This window comes from Geotalea toluenoxydans JCM 15764, from assembly GCF_001311985.1.
In the GTDB taxonomy this organism is placed as follows: domain Bacteria; phylum Desulfobacterota; class Desulfuromonadia; order Geobacterales; family Geobacteraceae; genus Geotalea; species Geotalea toluenoxydans.
In genome coordinates this window covers 35,387-51,194 of the sequence record NZ_BBCJ01000033.1, presented here as the reverse complement: position 1 = coordinate 51,194, position 15,808 = coordinate 35,387, and the positions used below count along the sequence as shown (strand labels likewise).

Below are 15,808 nucleotides of genomic sequence, written 5' to 3'. Positions count from 1 at the left end.
AAGATCAGAGGGTAACTGGCCTGCCGGGTATGGATGGCACCGCTGCCGGTGAGGGTGCTGGAATAGAGATGGAATTGAGTTACCTGAAAAGATTCGCTGGCGAAAGCTTCTCCTTTTCCTCAAGGGCTATCACCAGCCGTGCCGGCGTTTCCTTCAGTCTGGCGATGGTTATGTGGGGGAGAATTTCCGGTCTTCCGAAGGGATACCAGCCTCCATCAAGGCCAGCTCCACCTGCTGCTGCAGTGCCAATAGCTGCTCGCTTACTGTCATCCCCACCCAGAGCACCCGGGGGTGTTTCCCTGGCGGGAAATGACCAACGCCGCAAAGGGCAAGTTGAAATGCCGGTGAGGTCAATTCCTTAAACGCTGTTTTTATGGCTCGCATAGTCAGTTCATCAGCGTCACCGATAAAGCGTAAGGTGAGGTGCAGCTGTTCCTCCGCGACCCAGCGAGCCCCCGGCAGCTCACATCTGATGTCCGTCACCGATTTTTTCACCTTATCAGGCAAGTCAACAGCAACAAACAGTCGGTACATGGTTATTCCCTTCTTTCCGCAAGAGTTTGTCCGGTCTGTTGCAGATCGATCAGGTAACGACCGTTCTCATTTCGTATGGTGGTGCCCATCATGCTGGAAATTGCCCGTAAACGCTCGATTACATTCTTACCTCTTTTTCCCTTTAGTATGGCCGGCTGAAACCTGACCTCATGGTTAAGAACGTTGATGGGAATCAGTTCGGCTTCCTTTACCCCCCTATCCAACGTAATCCGGGCGATGATGCTCCTGTCGGAGTTCCTGCTCAGGCTGCCGAAGGCAAAGTTGCCCAAGCTGTAAAAGATCAGGCCGTTCCTGTAGCTTTCGATCCCCTGCAGAACGTGGGGATGGTGGCCGATGACCAGATCTGCTCCGGCCTCTACCGCCCTGCGGGCTGTTAGAACCTGATATCTTTTCGGCGTGGCGGCCCCTTCCTGTCCCCAATGAAACGAGACGATCACGCAATCAGCATTGGCTCTGGCTCTGGAGATATCCTTTTCATAGTAGGAAGGATAGCCGGGTGCTGTCCCGGCGCGCCTGCCGGCGGCGAAAATTCCGCAGGGTAAGTGAGAGAATAGGAAAGGAATGCAATCCTATTACCGTTGCAGTCGACTATTGCCTCTCGACGGGCCTCAGTCAGGGATTTACCGGCTCCACTGTGTTTAATCCCCTGTTTATCCAGGTGATAGATGGTTTCCAACAAGCCGTCGGCGCCGTAGTCGAGCATGTGATTGTTTGCCATGGAAAGCACCCTGAAGCCTGCCCGTTTCAATGCAGCAGCAGCTTGGGGAACGGCTTTGAACCGGTAACTTTTGTTTTTGAATTCCAAGCCGCCGCTGGTAATTGGTGTTTCCAGGTTGCCCATGGCAAGATCCCCCGCTTTCAGAGCTGCAACAGTGGCGGCAAACGGATAGTCGTAGCCCATACGTTCCAACGCCGCGCCTCCCTTTCCGGCGAGCATGATGTCGCCAACGGCGTTGATGACCACTTGGCCGGCGATGGCAAGGGTAGGCATGCTCACGGTAAGGACCAGTAAAACCAACAGCAGTCGGGAATGCATGGCGGGCTTTTCTCGTTAATGGATTTTTTCTATTAAAGTATTGACTATTTTTCGGTCAAATGCTAAAAAATATAGCTTCGTTTATCCGATTGTAAAGGCCTTTTTCATGCTGGACGTGAGATATATTCGTGAAAACCTGGAGTTGGTGGAAACGCGCCTGAAAACACGCGGTACAGGTATTGACCTGGAGCGGTTCCGGCAGCTTGATTCTCAAAGACGTGAACTACTCCAGCAGACTGAAACCCTCAAAGCCTTACGTAACAAGGTTTCAGAAGAGATAAGCCGGGTCAAGGACAAAAGTCAGGCACAAGACCGCATCGCAGAAATGCGCGAGGTGTCTCAGCGGGTCAAAGGTCTGGATGAAGAGTTGAAGGGCGTAGAAGAGGCGCTGGAGTATTTCCTGCTGACGGTGCCCAATATTCCTTCTTTGGCAACACCTGTGGGCGCTTCCGAAGCGGACAACGTGGAAGTCAGAGTCTGGGGCGAAAAGCCTCGCCAGGACTTCACTCCAAAGCCCCACTGGGAAATTGGCGAAGATCTTGATATTCTGGATTTCGAGCGAGGCGCCAAGCTGACCGGAGCACGCTTTACCCTGTACAAGGGACTTGGCGCACGCCTGGAACGGGCTCTTATCAATTTCATGCTCGATCTCCACACGGGACGCCACAATTATCTTGAAATGCTCCCGCCCTTTATGGTAAACAGGGAAAGCATGACCGGTACCGGTCAGTTGCCGAAATTCGAAGATGACCTCTTTCATTTGGGAGAGGTTGATTATTTTCTGATCCCGACAGCAGAGGTGCCGGTAACCAATATTCACCGCGGTGAGATTCTCAAAGGATCGGAGCTGCCGCTCTGCTACACGCTTATACGCCATGTTTCCGCAAGGAAGCCGGATCATACGGCAAGGATACCAGGGGCCTGATCCGCCAACACCAGTTCAACAAGGTGGAGTTGGTCAAATTCGTTCACCCTGACCATTCCTACGCTGAATTGGACAAACTTCTGGACAATGCAGAAGAGGTATTGCGGCTGTTGAAGCTCCCCTATCGGGTGGTTGAGCTTTGCACTGGTGATATCGGCTTCTCCGCAGCCCGGACCTTTGATATTGAAGTATGGCTGCCAGGGCAGGACTGCTATCGTGAAATCTCTTCCTGTAGCAATTTCGAGGATTTCCAGGCTCGACGCGCTCGATACGCTTTCGTGAGGATGAAAAGGCCAAGCCTGAATTTGTCCACACCCTTAATGGCTCAGGACTGGCAGTGGGAAGAACTGTTGTGGCCATTTTGGAGAATTACCAGCAGTCGGACGGTTCTGTTGTAATTCCTGAGCGTTAAGGCCATATATGGGTGGTGCCGAAAAGATTGGTTAGCTTTCCGGAGGAATGGCCGAGTGGTTGAAGGCGGCGGTCTTGAAAACCGTTGAACGAAAGTTCCGTGGGTTCGAATCCTACTTCCTCCGCCAGAAAAACAGGTTCTAAGTTCAAAGTTCTAAGTTCCGTGTTAGAGTCAAAAACGTAGAACATCGAACATAGAACCTTGAACTGATTTTAAGGAGAGATGGCCGAGTAGGTCGAAGGCGCTCGCCTGCTAAGCGAGTATACTGGGAAACCGGTATCGAGGGTTCGAATCCCTCTCTCTCCGCCACTTATTGTCAATGGAAATGCTTTAGGTTTGGAGGTTGTGTGAAGACAGTGCTGAAATCTTTAATTTTGACCCTGATGGCGATGGTTGCTTTGGGGGGCTGCTCCAAAAAAGAGGAAAAAAAAGCCCAGCGAGACGGCAGCGCCGCAAGGTCAGGTGACTAAAAAGCAGACCACTGTTGTGGTGCCGGATAATGTCAAAGGCAAGTGGAAAGCGGTGAAGATTGCCGTAACCGATAAGACAACTAAAAAGGACACCATCTACACGGTGAATATCGGCGCGAGGTAACCCTGCCGGGAGGAAACCTGACCTTGAAGGTGGATAACTTCCTTCCCCAGTTCGTCATGGAGGGAACCACCCTTACATCCCAGTCAAACGAGCCGAAAAATCCTGCAGCGCAGGTTAGGGTGATTGAAAACGGCAAGGAAATTTTCAAGGGATGGCTGTTTACTCTTTATCCCACAACCCATGCATTTCAGCATCCCCGTTACGGCTTTACCCTGCAGGACTTTGTCCCGGCAGGTTAGGATATGCGCTCGTAGCTCAGCTGGATAGAGCACAAGACTACGAATCTTGGGGTCGGGAGTTCGAATCTCTCCGAGCGCGCCATAATAAAGGGTCGGCAAAAATGCCGGCCCTTTTCTTTTAGCAACGCTTAGCAGCTTGCCGTGCTGCCCATTGATAAATTCCGGAAGGAGCCGGGGCATGAACCTACTTTACACTCTCGATCTCCTGGGTACCGCTGCCTTTGCCGCATCAGGCGCGCTGGCCGGAGTGCGCCGCAATATGGATCTTTTCGGCGTGCTGGTGCTCGGTCTGGTTACTGCCACCGGTGGCGGCACTATCCGGGATCTGCTCCTGGGAGACACGCCCCCCTTCATCTTCAAGGATGAAACCTACCTTTATCTATCCCTGTGTGTGTCCGTTGCAGTATTTATCTTTCATCGAAACATCGATCGTTTTCATCATCCGCTGCTCTACTGCGATGCGGTCGGGCTCGGGACCTTCGTCGTCATCGGTACCAGTAAAGCCATTGCCTTCCACATTGGATTCTTCGGTTCCATCATGATGGGGGTCATGACAGCTACTGCAGGGGGCATGGTCCGCGACATGCTCTCCACCCACGTGCCATTGGTGCTGCAAAGGGAGGTTTATGCCTCGGCCTGTCTGGCAGGCGCCGCACTTCTCTATCTGCTGCACTTCACTCCACTGCCGGGGAACTATGCCTCGCTGATTGCAGCTCTGGCGGTCATAGTGCTGCGCCTTCTCGCCATCCGTTACAACTGGTCGCTGCCGCGGGCCTCCCACAAAGAGCATGCCGATTAACCTACAGATCAAGCTTTTGCGGCTGTCTCTCGTTTATGATTTTTCGATGCTGATGTAGAAGGTCTGCTTGCCCCTCTTGAGCAGCAGCAGGATCGGCTCACCCTTCTTGATCTTTTCAGCTTCTGCACCATATTCCGCCAGATTCTTCACCGGCTTGCGATTTATTTCCCTCACCACATCACCAGGCTTTATTCCGGCATCATCAGCAAGACTCCCCGGCTCCACATCCACTACCACCACACCTGCCTTCTCCTCGCTTTTCAGCTGTTCTCTCAGTTTCGGTGTCATATCCTCCAGTTTCATGCCGAAACCGTGAAGCGGCGGTAGCGCCTTTGACGCAGTCCGTTCTTCGGTCAGTTCCTCCACCTTCATGGTGAAGGGGATCTCTTTGCCATCGCGAATGGCCGTGCCCTTGATCTCCTTGCCGACAGCGGTTCCCGCAACAACGCGCGATAAATCGTTGGCAGTTTTAATTTCCTTGCCGTCAAAGGAGCTGATTATGTCGCCACTCTTCATCCCCCCCTTGTCTGCAGGACCGCCGGCAATGACGTCGGCAATGAGTGCACCTTTCGGCTCTTTGAGGCCGAAAGCTTTCGCAATGGGCGGGCTGACATTCTGGATGCTGACCCCCATCCAGCCGCGCACAACCTTCCCTTTTTCCTTCAACTGGTCGACAACCGATGACGCCAGTGTGGAAGGCACAGCGAAACCAAGCCCCTGGCCTCCTGAGACGATGATGGTGTTGATGCCGATGACTTCCCCGGTCACGTTGACCAGCGGCCCGCCGCTGTTGCCGGGATTGATGGGGGCATCGGTCTGGAGAAAGTTGTCATAGGGTCCGGAGCCGATGACCCTGGCCGTGCCGCTGATTATGCCATGGGTCACGGTCTCTTCCAGGCCGAAGGGGTTACCGACGGCGATGACCCAATCGCGACCCTCATCCTGTCGGAATCGCCAAGTGAGAGCACCGGCAGGTTCTCGAAGGGGGAGGCGATCTTGATCAGGGCAAGATCGGTTTTAGCGTCCCTGCCGATGACCTTTGCCTTGAACTCACGGCCATCCGACAGCTTGACCTTTATTTCCTCGGCATTGTCCACCACATGGTTGGTGGTGAGGATGAGTCCGTCCTTGTTGATGATGGAGCCGGAGCCGAGACTCTGCTGCTTCATTTCCCGCTCACCGTTCTCACCGAAGTTGCGTTTAAAAAACTCGCTGAGCGGACTGTCGTCATTGGGGCCGAGAAACTGCTCAAGGGGGTTGGCCGGCACCTTTACCGTCGAAGTGGTACTGATGTTGACCACCGCTGGTTTCACCTTTTCCGCAATATCGGCAAAGGACCGGAATGAGCTGTTCACCTCCGGCTTTTTCTTGCTCTCGCAGCCTCCCTGGGAGGTACTGAGAACGAGGATGGTCAGAACCAAAAGGGTTACTCTGCGGATAACGGCCATTCTGCATTTTAGCATGAGCTGCCTCCAAAAGAGTTTGACTACTAACGCCCTGCCACTTTCCATTCTTGGCTATCGGGATATATCTACGGGTATTCCCCTTTTTTGATAAATTGCCACCTTTAATTTCAGCAGGTCTACCTGTTCGAGAATGTCCTGTCCTTGGAGCAATGCCAGTGCCTCCGCAAGGTAGTCGGTGCCGTCGGACCGGTGAATCTCAGCCAATATTCTACTACCCCTGGTGCCGATTTTCACCGCCTGGCTGACGATGGTCACCTTCATTCCGACCGGCACTGCTTCATACAGCTGCAGAATGTCCTCCGGGTAAAGTCTGAGACAGCGTGACTCACCCTTCTTCCTTGTCCCCATGGCCTGTTGGTGCCGTGGATCAGCACGTCCTTGACCGACAGTCGCAGAGCACGCGTTCCCAGGGGATTTTCCGGCCCGGCCGCCACTGTTTTCTTCAGGTCTGGCCTTTCCATGCGGATCGATGGCGGGACATGCCAGACCGGGTCCGACAGCTTTTCGATCACCGAAAAGGTACCAAGGGGAGTCTCTTTGCCGACTTCGCCGATGCCTACCGGAAATGTCATGATTTTACGATCATTTCCGGGTATGAAGAAATAAAGCCTCATTTCCGCAAGATTGATGACAATCCCCTCTTGGGAGGCAGATGAGGTACAATCCACGCCGACGGCAGCTGAATATCCATGCCGGGGGGAGGAATGAACGGGTCCACAGAAGGATTGGCATCTGCTATCTCATTGAAGCCCAGATCAAACTTGCGTGCAATCTCGATAAGGGACTCATCCGGCATTACCCTATAAATATTGACCATGCCGATGCAGTTGCCGGTATGCAAAAAAACTCTTGCCGATGCAAGCCTGCAGAGCAGTGCGAAGGCAATAACTGCTATGGTTATCGTTGTGGTTGACATTTTCATTGGGCATATTCAGGGACAGGTGATACAGCCTCAACTTGCCGATGCCGAAAAAAACAACGGGACATCCTGCAAACTGATCTCCCGTCATTTCGACATCATTAGTGCCCGGATGGTCCATTTATTTGCGCTGCTCAAGTTCAAAGGCCTTGACGGCACGATTGCCCGCCTCTTCGGCCCGGGCTGCCGAGCTTTCTGCTCTGGCGGCAGCCGATTCGGAGGTTGCTGCTGCCGCTTCAGCACGGGCAGCAGAATTCTGCGAACCTTTTTCAGCATTGATCAGCGAGGTTTTGACAGCTTCGGCGCTGTTCCTGGCGGATTCGCTGTTTTGCAAGGAAATGGTAATCTTCTGGTCCTGGTCGTTCAGTTGCTTCTCCAGGGCCGAAATCTTTTGCTCCAGCTGGATGACCCGGTGGGAGAGTGGTTGGATCTGCTCAGTAACCGACTTGTTTGTTGCACAGCCGGAGACAATAAGGAGCAGCAGGCTTGCCTGTATCAATCTACCCATGGCCATTGGAATCTCCTTAAACCATTAATTACAACTAATCTAATTTTACTCTCGCCTGTACCTAAGTCAAATGAAGCGGCCATAGGCAGAACTGGGGCATTGAGCTGGCAATAGGTTGTCAAATGGCCCTTGTGGGATAAAATGTGCGGATAAAGTGGAATGGATGCAAAGGGGGGCGAGATGGTCATAGGTATACCAAAAGAGATCAAACGGCACGAGTACCGGGTAAGCATTACACCGGGTGGTGCCGCGGAACTGGCGCGGGAGGGGCACTCTGTTTTAGTCGAGACCGATGCCGGCACAGGGAGCGGTATTGAGGACAGGGCGTACCTTCAGGGAGGGGCAGAGATCTGCGGCAGGGAGGAGCTCTTTGGCCGCAGTGATCTCATTGTGAAAGTAAAGGAGCCCCTGGCTGAAGAATTCCATTTTTTCCGCCGAGGACAGGCACTTTTCACCTATTTGCATCTGGCCCCCAACGCTCCCCTGCTGGAATTTCTCCTGGAAAGGGAAATCACCGCCATCGGTTACGAAACACTGGAAAAAGATGGGACACTCCCCCTGCTGACCCCCATGAGTGAGGTGGCGGGAAGGATGGCGCCGCTGGTTGGGGCATTCTACCTGCACAAGCAAGATGGTGGTGCAGGCATCCTGCCTTGCGGAGTACCCGGGGTGAAACCGGCCCGTGCTCTGATATTGGGAGCCGGAGTAGTCGGCACCAATGCTGCCCGGATCTGCACCGGCCTCGGCATGGACACCACCGTCCTCAACCGGAGTGTGGAGCGCTTGCAGGAGCTGGAGGAGCTTTTTCCCGGCAGGCTGAAGACGCTGGTACTCAACGGGCAGATCCTCCGGGAGGAAATCGAGACTGCCGATCTGGTGGTCGGGGCGGTGTTGGTGCCGGGAGGGAGAACGCCGCTTCTCATTTCGCGAGAAATGCTGCGGAGCATGAAACGTGGGTCGGTATTGGTTGATGTTTCCATCGACCAGGGGGGATGCGCAGAAACAAGTCGCCCCACAACACATGATGATCCGATCTACCTGGAAGAGGGGGTGGTGCACTACACGGTGGCCAACATGCCGGGCGCCTATCCAAGGACCTCCACCCTGGCGCTGGCCAACGCCACCCTCCAGTACATCAGCATACTGGCAGGGCGGGGGATCGATGAGGCGTTGAAATCGGATGCGGCCCTGGCCGGGGCTGTAAACACCCAGGGCGGCGCGATAGTCCACCGGGCTTTGGCAGACGCGATGCAAAAGCGTTAAAAGCGAAGTATTCTCCCCCTCGCTTCTTTCCTGCAGCTGCAATTAATTGACATGGATACAGGGTATTGTATCTTTAATTATATCAATTTAATTTAGCTGGAGGGAAATTGATGCGACGGTTTCACGTTCTGTTAGCGGCAGTTCTCCTCCTGGCTTCTCCGGTAAACACCCCTGCCTATGATTATCCGGTTGCCAACCCGTACATCGCCACCATCGCCGGCACTCCAACCGCCTACAAGGCCGATCTGAAATTGGCAATTCCTGAAGAGCACAAGGAACTGAGAATTGCCGAGGGGCGCAACGTTCCCCCCATCTTCTGGTTCCAGAACAGGATGAAATATTCGGTGACGCTGCAGGACAGAAAGGCTCCTCTGATCTTTGTCATTGCTGCTGCCGGATCCAGCTACAACTCTCCCACCACCAATAGTTTGCAGCGGGCCTTTTACAAAGCCGGCTTTCATGTGGTCTGCCTCTCCTCCCCCACCCATCCCAATTTCATGGTTACCGCCTCCACGACCGGCGTGCCGGGCTATGTACCCGACGATGCCCGTGACCTTTACCGGGCCATGACCAAGGTCTGGCAGGACCTGGACGGGGAGGCGCAGGTTACGGAATTTTATCTCACCGGCTACAGTTTGGGGGCGGCGGATGCAGCCTTTGTCGCCAGATTGGATGAGGAGGTGAAGGGCTTCAACTTCAAAAAGGTGCTGATGATCAATCCCCCCGTCAATCTCCATGACTCGATCCTGCTTCTCGACCGGATGCTCCTCGATAACATCCCCGGCGGCATCGCCGGCCTCAACCCCTTCGTCGATCAGATAATGACCAAGTTTGCCGGGCTCTACCGGGGAATGGAAGCGCTGGACTTCAACAACGACGTGCTGTACCAGGTGTTCGAAGAGGAAAAACCGGACGACCGGGAGATGGCTGCCCTGATTGGACTGTCCTTCCGCCTGGTATCCGCCAACATGATGCTGACCGCTGATATCATCAACAACCAGGGATACCTGGTGCCGAAGAACCGCATTCTGACACCCACCGACCCCACCACCGAATATCTGAAAGTTGCATTGCGCCTGAGCTTCGACCAGTTCTTTGATGAATTTTTCTTTCCTTTTTTCAAGGCGCGCATGCCGGGACTGACCAAAGAAGCTCTTATTGCGGAGGTCAGTTTGAAGAGCCTTGAGCCTTATCTGCGAAGCACAGACAAGATAGGAGTTATGGTCAATGCCGACGACATGATCCTTGCACCTGAAGATTTGGAATATCTGGTGGTTGTATTCGGCAACAGGGCCAAGATTTACCCTCGGGGAGGGCACCTGGGCAACATCGATTACAAGGAGAATGTGGAAGACATGCTGGCTTTTTTCGGCGTGGGGAGAGAAGAACAATGACCGGGAGAGCCCTGGCTACAATTGGAAGAATCCTTTTGGTAACGGTGGTCATGGCTGTTGTCTGCGGCTGTGCCACGCCACGGCTGGAGGCAGAAATACCGGCGCGCCACACTCTGGATGAATTTATCGAGACCGAGCGCCAGGACGACCCGCTGGATATCTACGACCCTGTGGAACGGTTCAACCGGGGAGTCTACCGCTTCAACTACTACGCTGATAACTATGTTTTTTTGCCGGTGGTCAATTTTTACGAGTTTGTCACGCCGGTCTTCCTCCAGGACCGGGTCAGCAATTTCTTCAACAATGTCTCTGAACTGAGCACGCTGGCCAACTGCATCCTGCAGCTTAAACCCAAATGCACCGCCAAAACGGTCGGCCGTATTGTCATCAACACCACTCTGGGCATAGGAGGCATGTTCGATCCGGCAACCCAGTGGCAGATCGACCGACAAAGGGAAGATTTTGGCCAAACCCTCGGTTATTACGGAGCCGGGCCAGGGCCGTTCGTGGTTTTGCCCTTTATGGGGCCTTCGAACCTGCGTGATACCATCGGTCTTTCTGCAGACATAGGAGGCTTTTTCTTCATCGACCCGTTCGACTTCGAGCACAACAAAGCACTCGGCCTGGCCTTTGACACCATGTATCTGGTGGACATGCGCCACAAGATAAAATTCAGATATTTTGAGTCGGGTTCCCCCTTTGAGTACGAACTGATACGCATGCTCTACACCAAGGCCCGCGAGTCGGAGATCAGAAATTAGTGTCCCACCACCAGCCAAAGGGCGTCTACCCGGCGCTAGCCTCCCGTATCAACCGGTTTCCCCAGGGCGCCCCCCCTTCGGATCTGCTTTACCGGATCCTTTCCCTGCTTTTCAACGAAGAAGAGGCCGCGCTGGTGGCCCTGCTGCCCCTCAGGCCATTCACTGCGGCAAAAGCAGCTCGCTTGTGGAAGGTGACAGAGGTGAATGCCTGGCTGGTACTGGATACGCTCGCTGAGCGGGCGATGCTGCTTGATGTGGAAAAGGAAGGCACGGTATATTATGTGCTGCCTCCACCAATGGCCGGATTTTTCGAGTTTTCCCTGATGCGGGTCCGCTCCGACCTTGATCAGCAAGCTCTGAGCCGGCTTTTACACCAGTACGTAAACGTCGAGGACGCATTTGTCCGCGACCTGTTTGCCGGTGGCGAGACCCAGCTCGGCCGGGTGCTGGTCAGCGAGCCTTCTCTTGCAGATGACAACGCTGCCGTTGTCCTCGATTATGAGCGGGCCAGCGAAATAATCAGCACCGCCAGCCACCTTGCCGTTGGCCTTTGCTACTGTCGGCACAAAATGGGACATCTGGGGCGAGCCTGTAGGGCGCCCTTGGGCGATTGCATGACCTTGAACGATGTGGCCGAGTCCTTGATCCGCCACGGCACTGCCCGGAGGATCGATGTTGCCGAGGGGCTTGACCTCCTGCAGGAAGCATGGTCTCTCAACCTTTTGCAATGTGCCGACAATGTCCAGCAGGGGGTGAATTTCATCTGCAACTGCTGCAGCTGCTGCTGCGAAGGGCTGATTGCCGTCCGCCGTCTTGCCGTCAGCCACCCCCTGTGCACTACGAATTTTCTGCCGGCGGTCGATGCCCATTCATGCAGCGGCTGCGGCAGGTGCGCCGATATCTGTCCGATCGGGGCCATGTCCGTGGTCTCGAAACACGAAGTGGATGGGGTGCCGCGGGCCAGCGGAGTGGTCAATGGGGATATATGCCTCGGCTGCGGTATCTGCGTCCGTTCCTGTTCAGCCACGGCCATAAAACTAGTGCCGCGGTCGAGGCGGGTGGTGACCCCGGTCAACACAGCTCACCGCATCGTGCTCATGGCAATAGAGCGGGGCAAGCTGCAGCAGCTTATTTTCGACACCCAAGCATTGTTCAGCCACCGACTGATGGCGGCAATCCTCGGGGTGGTCCTGCGCCTGCCCGGCGTCAAACAGCTAATGGCCAGCCGGCAGATGAAGTCCCGCTACCTGGAGCGCCTGCTGGCCGGGCGGAATATTATCTGATTTCGTAATCCCACCAGAACCGGTTTTCAGTGTTGTTTCCCTCGTTTAAAAATTAATAATTTGATTCTTGAAGCAAGAAATGGTGAACTATAACGCTTCATGTCAGCGATCAGCAGACAATCGGCACAAATGTTATCGAGGAGCAGATTTTGAATTTCCGTTTTTGCAGGAAAGTGACCCTTTTCGGCCTGCTGGTTATCGGCATGGCTGCGTGCATCGTTCCCTCGGCCCTGGCCCAGGAGGCTTTGCCGCTTATTCCCACCTGCCTCCCTCATATTCCTCCATCAAGGTCTTTGACAGCAAGGGGCAGTTCGTCGGCAGACTGCTGCCGGAGAAAAGATACTGGGTCTCCATCGATCGCATCCCGGCGTTCCTGCAGAAGGCGGTTATCGCTGTAGAAGACTCGCGTTTTTACGAGCATAACGGCATCGATGTGCGGGGCATTGCCCGGGCATTGGTAAAGGATGTGGTCAAGGGCAGAATGGCCGAGGGGGGGTCGACCATCACCCAGCAGCTGATCAAGAACAAGTTCCTCAGCAGCGAGAAATCCATTGACCGCAAGCTGAAGGAAGGGGTGATGGCCATGGATTTTGAAAAGAAGTACACCAAGAAGCAGATCCTGGAAATGTACTTCAACGAAATCTACTACGGCAACGGGGCCTGGGGCATTGCCCAGGCTGCAAGAATTTATTTCGATAAAAGCCCCCAGGAGCTGACCGAGGCTGAATGCTCTTTGTTGGCCGGGGTGCCGAAAAACCCGGGGCGCTACAATCCTCTGGGAAAAGCGGAAGAGGTGTCCAGGCGGAGAGCGGTAGTCCTCAAGCGCATGGCTGATTTGAACATGATCACTACACGGCAGCAGCAGAAGCTGAAGGCCCAGCGTGTTGCAGTGACCAGAGGGGGTCAGGCACCCTATTACCTGGCCCATATCAAGGGGAAACTTATCGAGCAGTTCGGACCGCAGGTTATTGAGCAGGGGGGGCTTGAAGTGACGGCGGCCATGGACCTGGAGCTGCAGAAGCTGGCGGAAAAAACCCTGCATGATGGAGTGAAGCGCATCTCGCCACAGATGGAGGGGGCACTATTGTGTCTGGATACCAACACCGGCGATGTACTTGCCGCAGTTGGCGGCACCGATTACAAACAGAGCCCTATAATCGCGCCTTCTTCGCCAAACGGCAGCCAGGCTCGACGATTAAGCCCCTGATCTATGCCGCTGCCCTGGAAAAGGGGATTGCAACCAGCAGCATCTGGAGCGATACCCCGGTTGCTTACAACCGTGGCAACAACGAGGTGTGGAAACCCCTCAACTACGGTCGGGAGCAATATGGGGAGCTGAGCCTGCGACAGGCCCTGGCCTATTCCAACAACGTCATTACCGTGAAGCTGCTGGATACGGTCGGCGTCCCGTATTTTGTCGATTTTGCCGGCAAGGTCGGCCTGCCGCTGAGGGCGGAAAACGGCCTTTCCCTGGCGCTGGGCAGTGACGAGGTGACCCTGAATGAGCTGGTCCGCGCCTACAGTCCGTTTGCCACCGGCGGCCTGCGCCCCGAGCCGAGAACAATTATCCGCATTTATGACCGCAATCGCCGCACCTGGACTGAGAATCCTCCCGTCATCACCCCGGTTCTTTCTCCGGCCACCGCCTATATCTCCACCCAGATGCTGAAGGATGTCATGACCTACGGTACGGCCAAGGGACTCAAAAAATTCACCCAGCTGTACCCAGCCGCCGGCAAGACCGGTACCACCGACGACTATCGGGATGCCTGGTTTGTCGGCTATACTCCCGGGATCATAACCGGGGTCTGGCTCGGCTACGACAAACCAAAACCGGGGGGCAAAGGCTTTACCGGCGGCACGGTGGCTGCCCCCATCTGGGAGCGTTTCATGCGGCAGGCAGTGACGTCGAGACCGGTTGCCGACTTCCAGAAACCCGAGATGGTCGTTTCCGTCGCCATCGATCCAGCCACCGGTTACCTGGCGGCACCAGATTGCCCCGATAAGCGTGATGAACTCTTTATTCCGGGCACCCAGCCCACCGAATACTGTCTCCAGCATGGTGGAGAGGCATTGAACCCTGTTGCTATGCCACCGGTACAACCTGAAGCGCCGGAGGGACAGCCCGCGCCGGAAGGGGCTCAAGAGCCGATACAGGAAGAGATAAAAGAATAGGTCGCTGCTGCCAACTTCTTTTCGAAAGCCCGGGGAACTCACTCTCCCGGGCTTTTTTGCTATAATTTCTCCATGGCCAAGATGGACAGAATTCGTCAGCTCATCGCGAAAGAAGCGGCACGCCTCATGTTCGAGGAGGGGGTCAAGGAATACCTTGATGCCAAGCGTAAGGCCGCCCGGCGCTTCGGCCCGGAAAAGGCACTCTCCCTTGGTTCTCATCTCCCTGCCAATTGGCAGATCCATGCCGAGGTGCAACGCCTCATCAACATCCACGATGAAAAGGTGCTGCCGGCGCGGCTGATGCATTTTCGCCTCGTGGCCTTAAGGCACATGGAACTCCTGGAACAGTTTCATCCCTATCTGGTCGGCTCGGTCCTGAGCGGCGCCGTCACCGAGCGCAGCGACATCGACCTCCATCTCTTTGCCGACTCCACCGAACAGGTGGAGGAGTTTCTTCTGAGCAAGAGAATTTCTTTCGAGGAGGAACTGGTCACCATCCGCCACGGCGGAGAATTTTTCGAGTATCCACATATCTACCTGGAGGAGGACGGTGTGGTGATCGAGTGCACCGTCTATCCTTCCGAGGACATCCACCGCATCCCCAAAAGCAGCATCACCGGCAAGCCCATGGAACGTGCAGATGCCCGAAAATTGAAAAAGATCATCCTGGAGTTTCTTTGCCAGGGGAGATGATCCCCGGTGAGGATGATGCTGACACTAAGAAATGATGGCGTAGTTTTGGACCTGGAAATGGCCTGAGCTGCAACGGCGAGCTTTGGGTTGTAAAGGTGGTGAAATCAGCTGGTAGGCGGCAGACCTGATTTTCAGGTCTGCCCCATTGACCCCGGCAATGGTGGCAACCTTCTCCGAATATTTCACATCAACTGCGAGGATCGGTTTAATTCTCTCCAACAGTGGCTTCCAGTGCCTCCATATTCCGTACCAGGGCTTCAGGCAAAACAGTTTTCCTGTCCTCCCGGAAATCGTAAGCAACCAGCACACCCTTCCCCTCTGCTGCCAATTTGCCCAGCCGGTGGCTTACCACACGATACTCCATGGTGAAGCGATCCGCCTCGATGCTGACGACTTTCGCTCCCACTGAAAGGGTATCCGGATAGGTAAGCGGGATCCGGTAGCGGCAATCGGATGAGGCGAGGACCGTGCCGATACCAGTTTCTTCCATCATCTGCCAGGCGCCGATCCTGTCGTAATAAGCGATGCGGGCATTTTCCATGTAGCGGAAATAGACGACATTATTTACGTGCTTCTGGGAGTCCATCTCACCCCAGGCGACTGGAAACTCCACGACTATGGGGAAGCCCTTCAAAATCTGGTCAATCATGCCCTGATCTCCCTTGGTATGCCCCTCTGGGCTGTTCTTACTGTGGGATCAAATTATCAGACAAATTGGCTAAAGGCAACGAAAGAGGCGCGTAACAGGCTTCCATGTTGCCTGGAAATTAAATCTTGTATTAAATT

General features: G+C 54.6%; 21 protein-coding genes, 3 tRNA genes and 1 pseudogene. 14 read left to right on the top strand and 11 right to left on the bottom strand.

Features of this window, described 5'->3' with window-relative positions; genetic code table 11:
- Window positions 1–168 precede the first annotated feature (168 nt).
- Genes thpR through JCM15764_RS28775 form a run of 3 tightly spaced genes read right to left on the bottom strand, consistent with a single transcriptional unit; the run spans window position 169 to window position 1,591 of the window.
- Complete coding sequence (gene thpR / locus JCM15764_RS17905) at window positions 169–534, bottom strand: RNA 2',3'-cyclic phosphodiesterase (protein WP_243689358.1); 366 nt, start codon at window positions 532–534, stop codon at window positions 169–171.
- Between the two features lie 2 nt (window positions 535–536).
- The gene (locus tag JCM15764_RS28780; protein ID WP_369412368.1) at window positions 537–1,022 is read right to left on the bottom strand and encodes a CapA family protein; all 486 of its coding nucleotides are present in this window, start codon (window positions 1,020–1,022) and stop codon (window positions 537–539) included.
- Complete coding sequence (locus JCM15764_RS28775) at window positions 989–1,591, bottom strand: CapA family protein (RefSeq protein WP_369412365.1); 603 nt, start codon at window positions 1,589–1,591, stop codon at window positions 989–991. Before JCM15764_RS28775 ends, JCM15764_RS28780 begins: the two co-directional genes overlap by 34 nt.
- Window positions 1,592–1,697: 106 nt before the next feature.
- Here JCM15764_RS28775 and serS point away from each other — a divergent pair.
- The 7 genes and pseudogenes from serS to JCM15764_RS17870 all read left to right on the top strand — a co-directional run bounded on the left by serS (window position 1,698) and on the right by JCM15764_RS17870 (window position 4,560).
- Window positions 1,698–2,963 (top strand): annotated as a pseudogene (gene serS, locus JCM15764_RS17895) (serine--tRNA ligase).
- Between the two features lie 6 nt (window positions 2,964–2,969).
- Window positions 2,970–3,055 (top strand) — tRNA-Ser (locus JCM15764_RS17890).
- Window positions 3,056–3,144: 89 nt separating this feature from the next.
- Window positions 3,145–3,237 (top strand) — tRNA-Ser (locus tag JCM15764_RS17885).
- 153 nt (window positions 3,238–3,390) lie between these two features.
- Complete coding sequence (locus tag JCM15764_RS27235) at window positions 3,391–3,522, top strand: hypothetical protein (protein WP_279384541.1); 132 nt, start codon at window positions 3,391–3,393, stop codon at window positions 3,520–3,522.
- Window positions 3,523–3,551: 29 nt separating this feature from the next.
- Entirely contained in the window at window positions 3,552–3,761 is a 210-nt protein-coding gene (locus tag JCM15764_RS24960) for a DUF2155 domain-containing protein (RefSeq protein WP_243689362.1), read from the top strand.
- A gap of 5 nt (window positions 3,762–3,766) precedes the next feature.
- A tRNA-Arg gene (locus JCM15764_RS17875) sits at window positions 3,767–3,843 on the top strand.
- Between the two features lie 96 nt (window positions 3,844–3,939).
- On the top strand, window positions 3,940–4,560 hold the full coding sequence (locus JCM15764_RS17870; RefSeq protein ID WP_054698165.1) for a trimeric intracellular cation channel family protein: 621 nt from the start codon (window positions 3,940–3,942) through the stop codon (window positions 4,558–4,560).
- Window positions 4,561–4,593: 33 nt separating this feature from the next.
- Here the strand turns inward: JCM15764_RS17870 and JCM15764_RS27230 are convergent, their stop codons facing one another.
- From JCM15764_RS27230 to JCM15764_RS17845, 6 genes are all read right to left on the bottom strand, one after another.
- Window positions 4,594–5,481 carry a PDZ domain-containing protein gene (locus JCM15764_RS27230; RefSeq protein WP_279384543.1) on the bottom strand — a complete coding sequence of 296 codons (888 nt, stop codon included), beginning with the start codon at window positions 5,479–5,481 and terminating at the stop codon, window positions 4,594–4,596.
- Window positions 5,442–6,023 (bottom strand): trypsin-like peptidase domain-containing protein, encoded by a 582-nt coding sequence (locus JCM15764_RS27225; protein ID WP_279384540.1) that lies wholly within the window; start codon window positions 6,021–6,023, stop codon window positions 5,442–5,444. Before JCM15764_RS27225 ends, JCM15764_RS27230 begins: the two co-directional genes overlap by 40 nt.
- 54 nt (window positions 6,024–6,077) lie before the next feature.
- Complete coding sequence (locus JCM15764_RS17860; protein ID WP_054698161.1) at window positions 6,078–6,287, bottom strand: hypothetical protein; 210 nt, start codon at window positions 6,285–6,287, stop codon at window positions 6,078–6,080.
- Window positions 6,284–6,640: a L,D-transpeptidase gene (locus JCM15764_RS17855; RefSeq protein ID WP_054698159.1), complete on the bottom strand. Its 357-nt coding sequence runs from the start codon at window positions 6,638–6,640 to the stop codon at window positions 6,284–6,286. The genes JCM15764_RS17860 and JCM15764_RS17855 overlap by 4 nt, the downstream gene beginning before the upstream one ends.
- Complete coding sequence (locus tag JCM15764_RS17850; protein WP_054698156.1) at window positions 6,637–6,948, bottom strand: LysM peptidoglycan-binding domain-containing protein; 312 nt, start codon at window positions 6,946–6,948, stop codon at window positions 6,637–6,639. Before JCM15764_RS17850 ends, JCM15764_RS17855 begins: the two co-directional genes overlap by 4 nt.
- A gap of 118 nt (window positions 6,949–7,066) precedes the next feature.
- Window positions 7,067–7,459, bottom strand: coding sequence for a hypothetical protein (locus JCM15764_RS17845; RefSeq protein WP_054698153.1), 393 nt, complete (start codon window positions 7,457–7,459; stop codon window positions 7,067–7,069).
- 174 nt (window positions 7,460–7,633) lie between these two features.
- On the opposite strand from JCM15764_RS17845, the gene ald reads away from it, so the two are divergent.
- The 7 genes from ald (at window position 7,634) to JCM15764_RS17815 (ending at window position 15,022) form a co-directional block, all read left to right on the top strand.
- Entirely contained in the window at window positions 7,634–8,716 is a 1,083-nt protein-coding gene (gene ald, locus JCM15764_RS17840) for an alanine dehydrogenase (protein ID WP_054698150.1), read from the top strand.
- Between the two features lie 110 nt (window positions 8,717–8,826).
- Window positions 8,827–10,110, top strand: coding sequence for an alpha/beta fold hydrolase family protein (locus tag JCM15764_RS17835; RefSeq protein WP_054698147.1), 1,284 nt, complete (start codon window positions 8,827–8,829; stop codon window positions 10,108–10,110).
- Window positions 10,107–10,871 carry an MlaA family lipoprotein gene (locus JCM15764_RS17830; protein WP_054698144.1) on the top strand — a complete coding sequence of 255 codons (765 nt, stop codon included), beginning with the start codon at window positions 10,107–10,109 and terminating at the stop codon, window positions 10,869–10,871. Before JCM15764_RS17835 ends, JCM15764_RS17830 begins: the two co-directional genes overlap by 4 nt.
- Window positions 10,871–12,154: a 4Fe-4S dicluster domain-containing protein gene (locus JCM15764_RS17825; RefSeq protein ID WP_054698142.1), complete on the top strand. Its 1,284-nt coding sequence runs from the start codon at window positions 10,871–10,873 to the stop codon at window positions 12,152–12,154. The genes JCM15764_RS17830 and JCM15764_RS17825 overlap by 1 nt, the downstream gene beginning before the upstream one ends.
- A gap of 211 nt (window positions 12,155–12,365) precedes the next feature.
- Complete coding sequence (locus JCM15764_RS30255) at window positions 12,366–13,361, top strand: transglycosylase domain-containing protein (RefSeq protein ID WP_439645331.1); 996 nt, start codon at window positions 12,366–12,368, stop codon at window positions 13,359–13,361.
- Entirely contained in the window at window positions 13,349–14,329 is a 981-nt protein-coding gene (locus tag JCM15764_RS30250) for a penicillin-binding transpeptidase domain-containing protein (RefSeq protein ID WP_439645332.1), read from the top strand. The genes JCM15764_RS30255 and JCM15764_RS30250 overlap by 13 nt, the downstream gene beginning before the upstream one ends.
- Window positions 14,330–14,401: 72 nt before the next feature.
- Window positions 14,402–15,022, top strand: coding sequence for a nucleotidyltransferase domain-containing protein (locus tag JCM15764_RS17815; RefSeq protein ID WP_054698139.1), 621 nt, complete (start codon window positions 14,402–14,404; stop codon window positions 15,020–15,022).
- 24 nt (window positions 15,023–15,046) lie between these two features.
- Here JCM15764_RS17815 and JCM15764_RS17810 read toward each other — a convergent pair whose 3' ends face one another.
- Both JCM15764_RS17810 and JCM15764_RS17805 read right to left on the bottom strand, forming a co-directional pair.
- A complete protein-coding gene (locus JCM15764_RS17810; RefSeq protein ID WP_054698136.1) occupies window positions 15,047–15,241 on the bottom strand; it encodes a hypothetical protein in 195 nt (64 codons plus the stop codon).
- The gene (locus tag JCM15764_RS17805) at window positions 15,228–15,671 is read right to left on the bottom strand and encodes an acyl-CoA thioesterase (protein ID WP_243689357.1); all 444 of its coding nucleotides are present in this window, start codon (window positions 15,669–15,671) and stop codon (window positions 15,228–15,230) included. Before JCM15764_RS17805 ends, JCM15764_RS17810 begins: the two co-directional genes overlap by 14 nt.
- Window positions 15,672–15,808 lie beyond the last annotated feature (137 nt).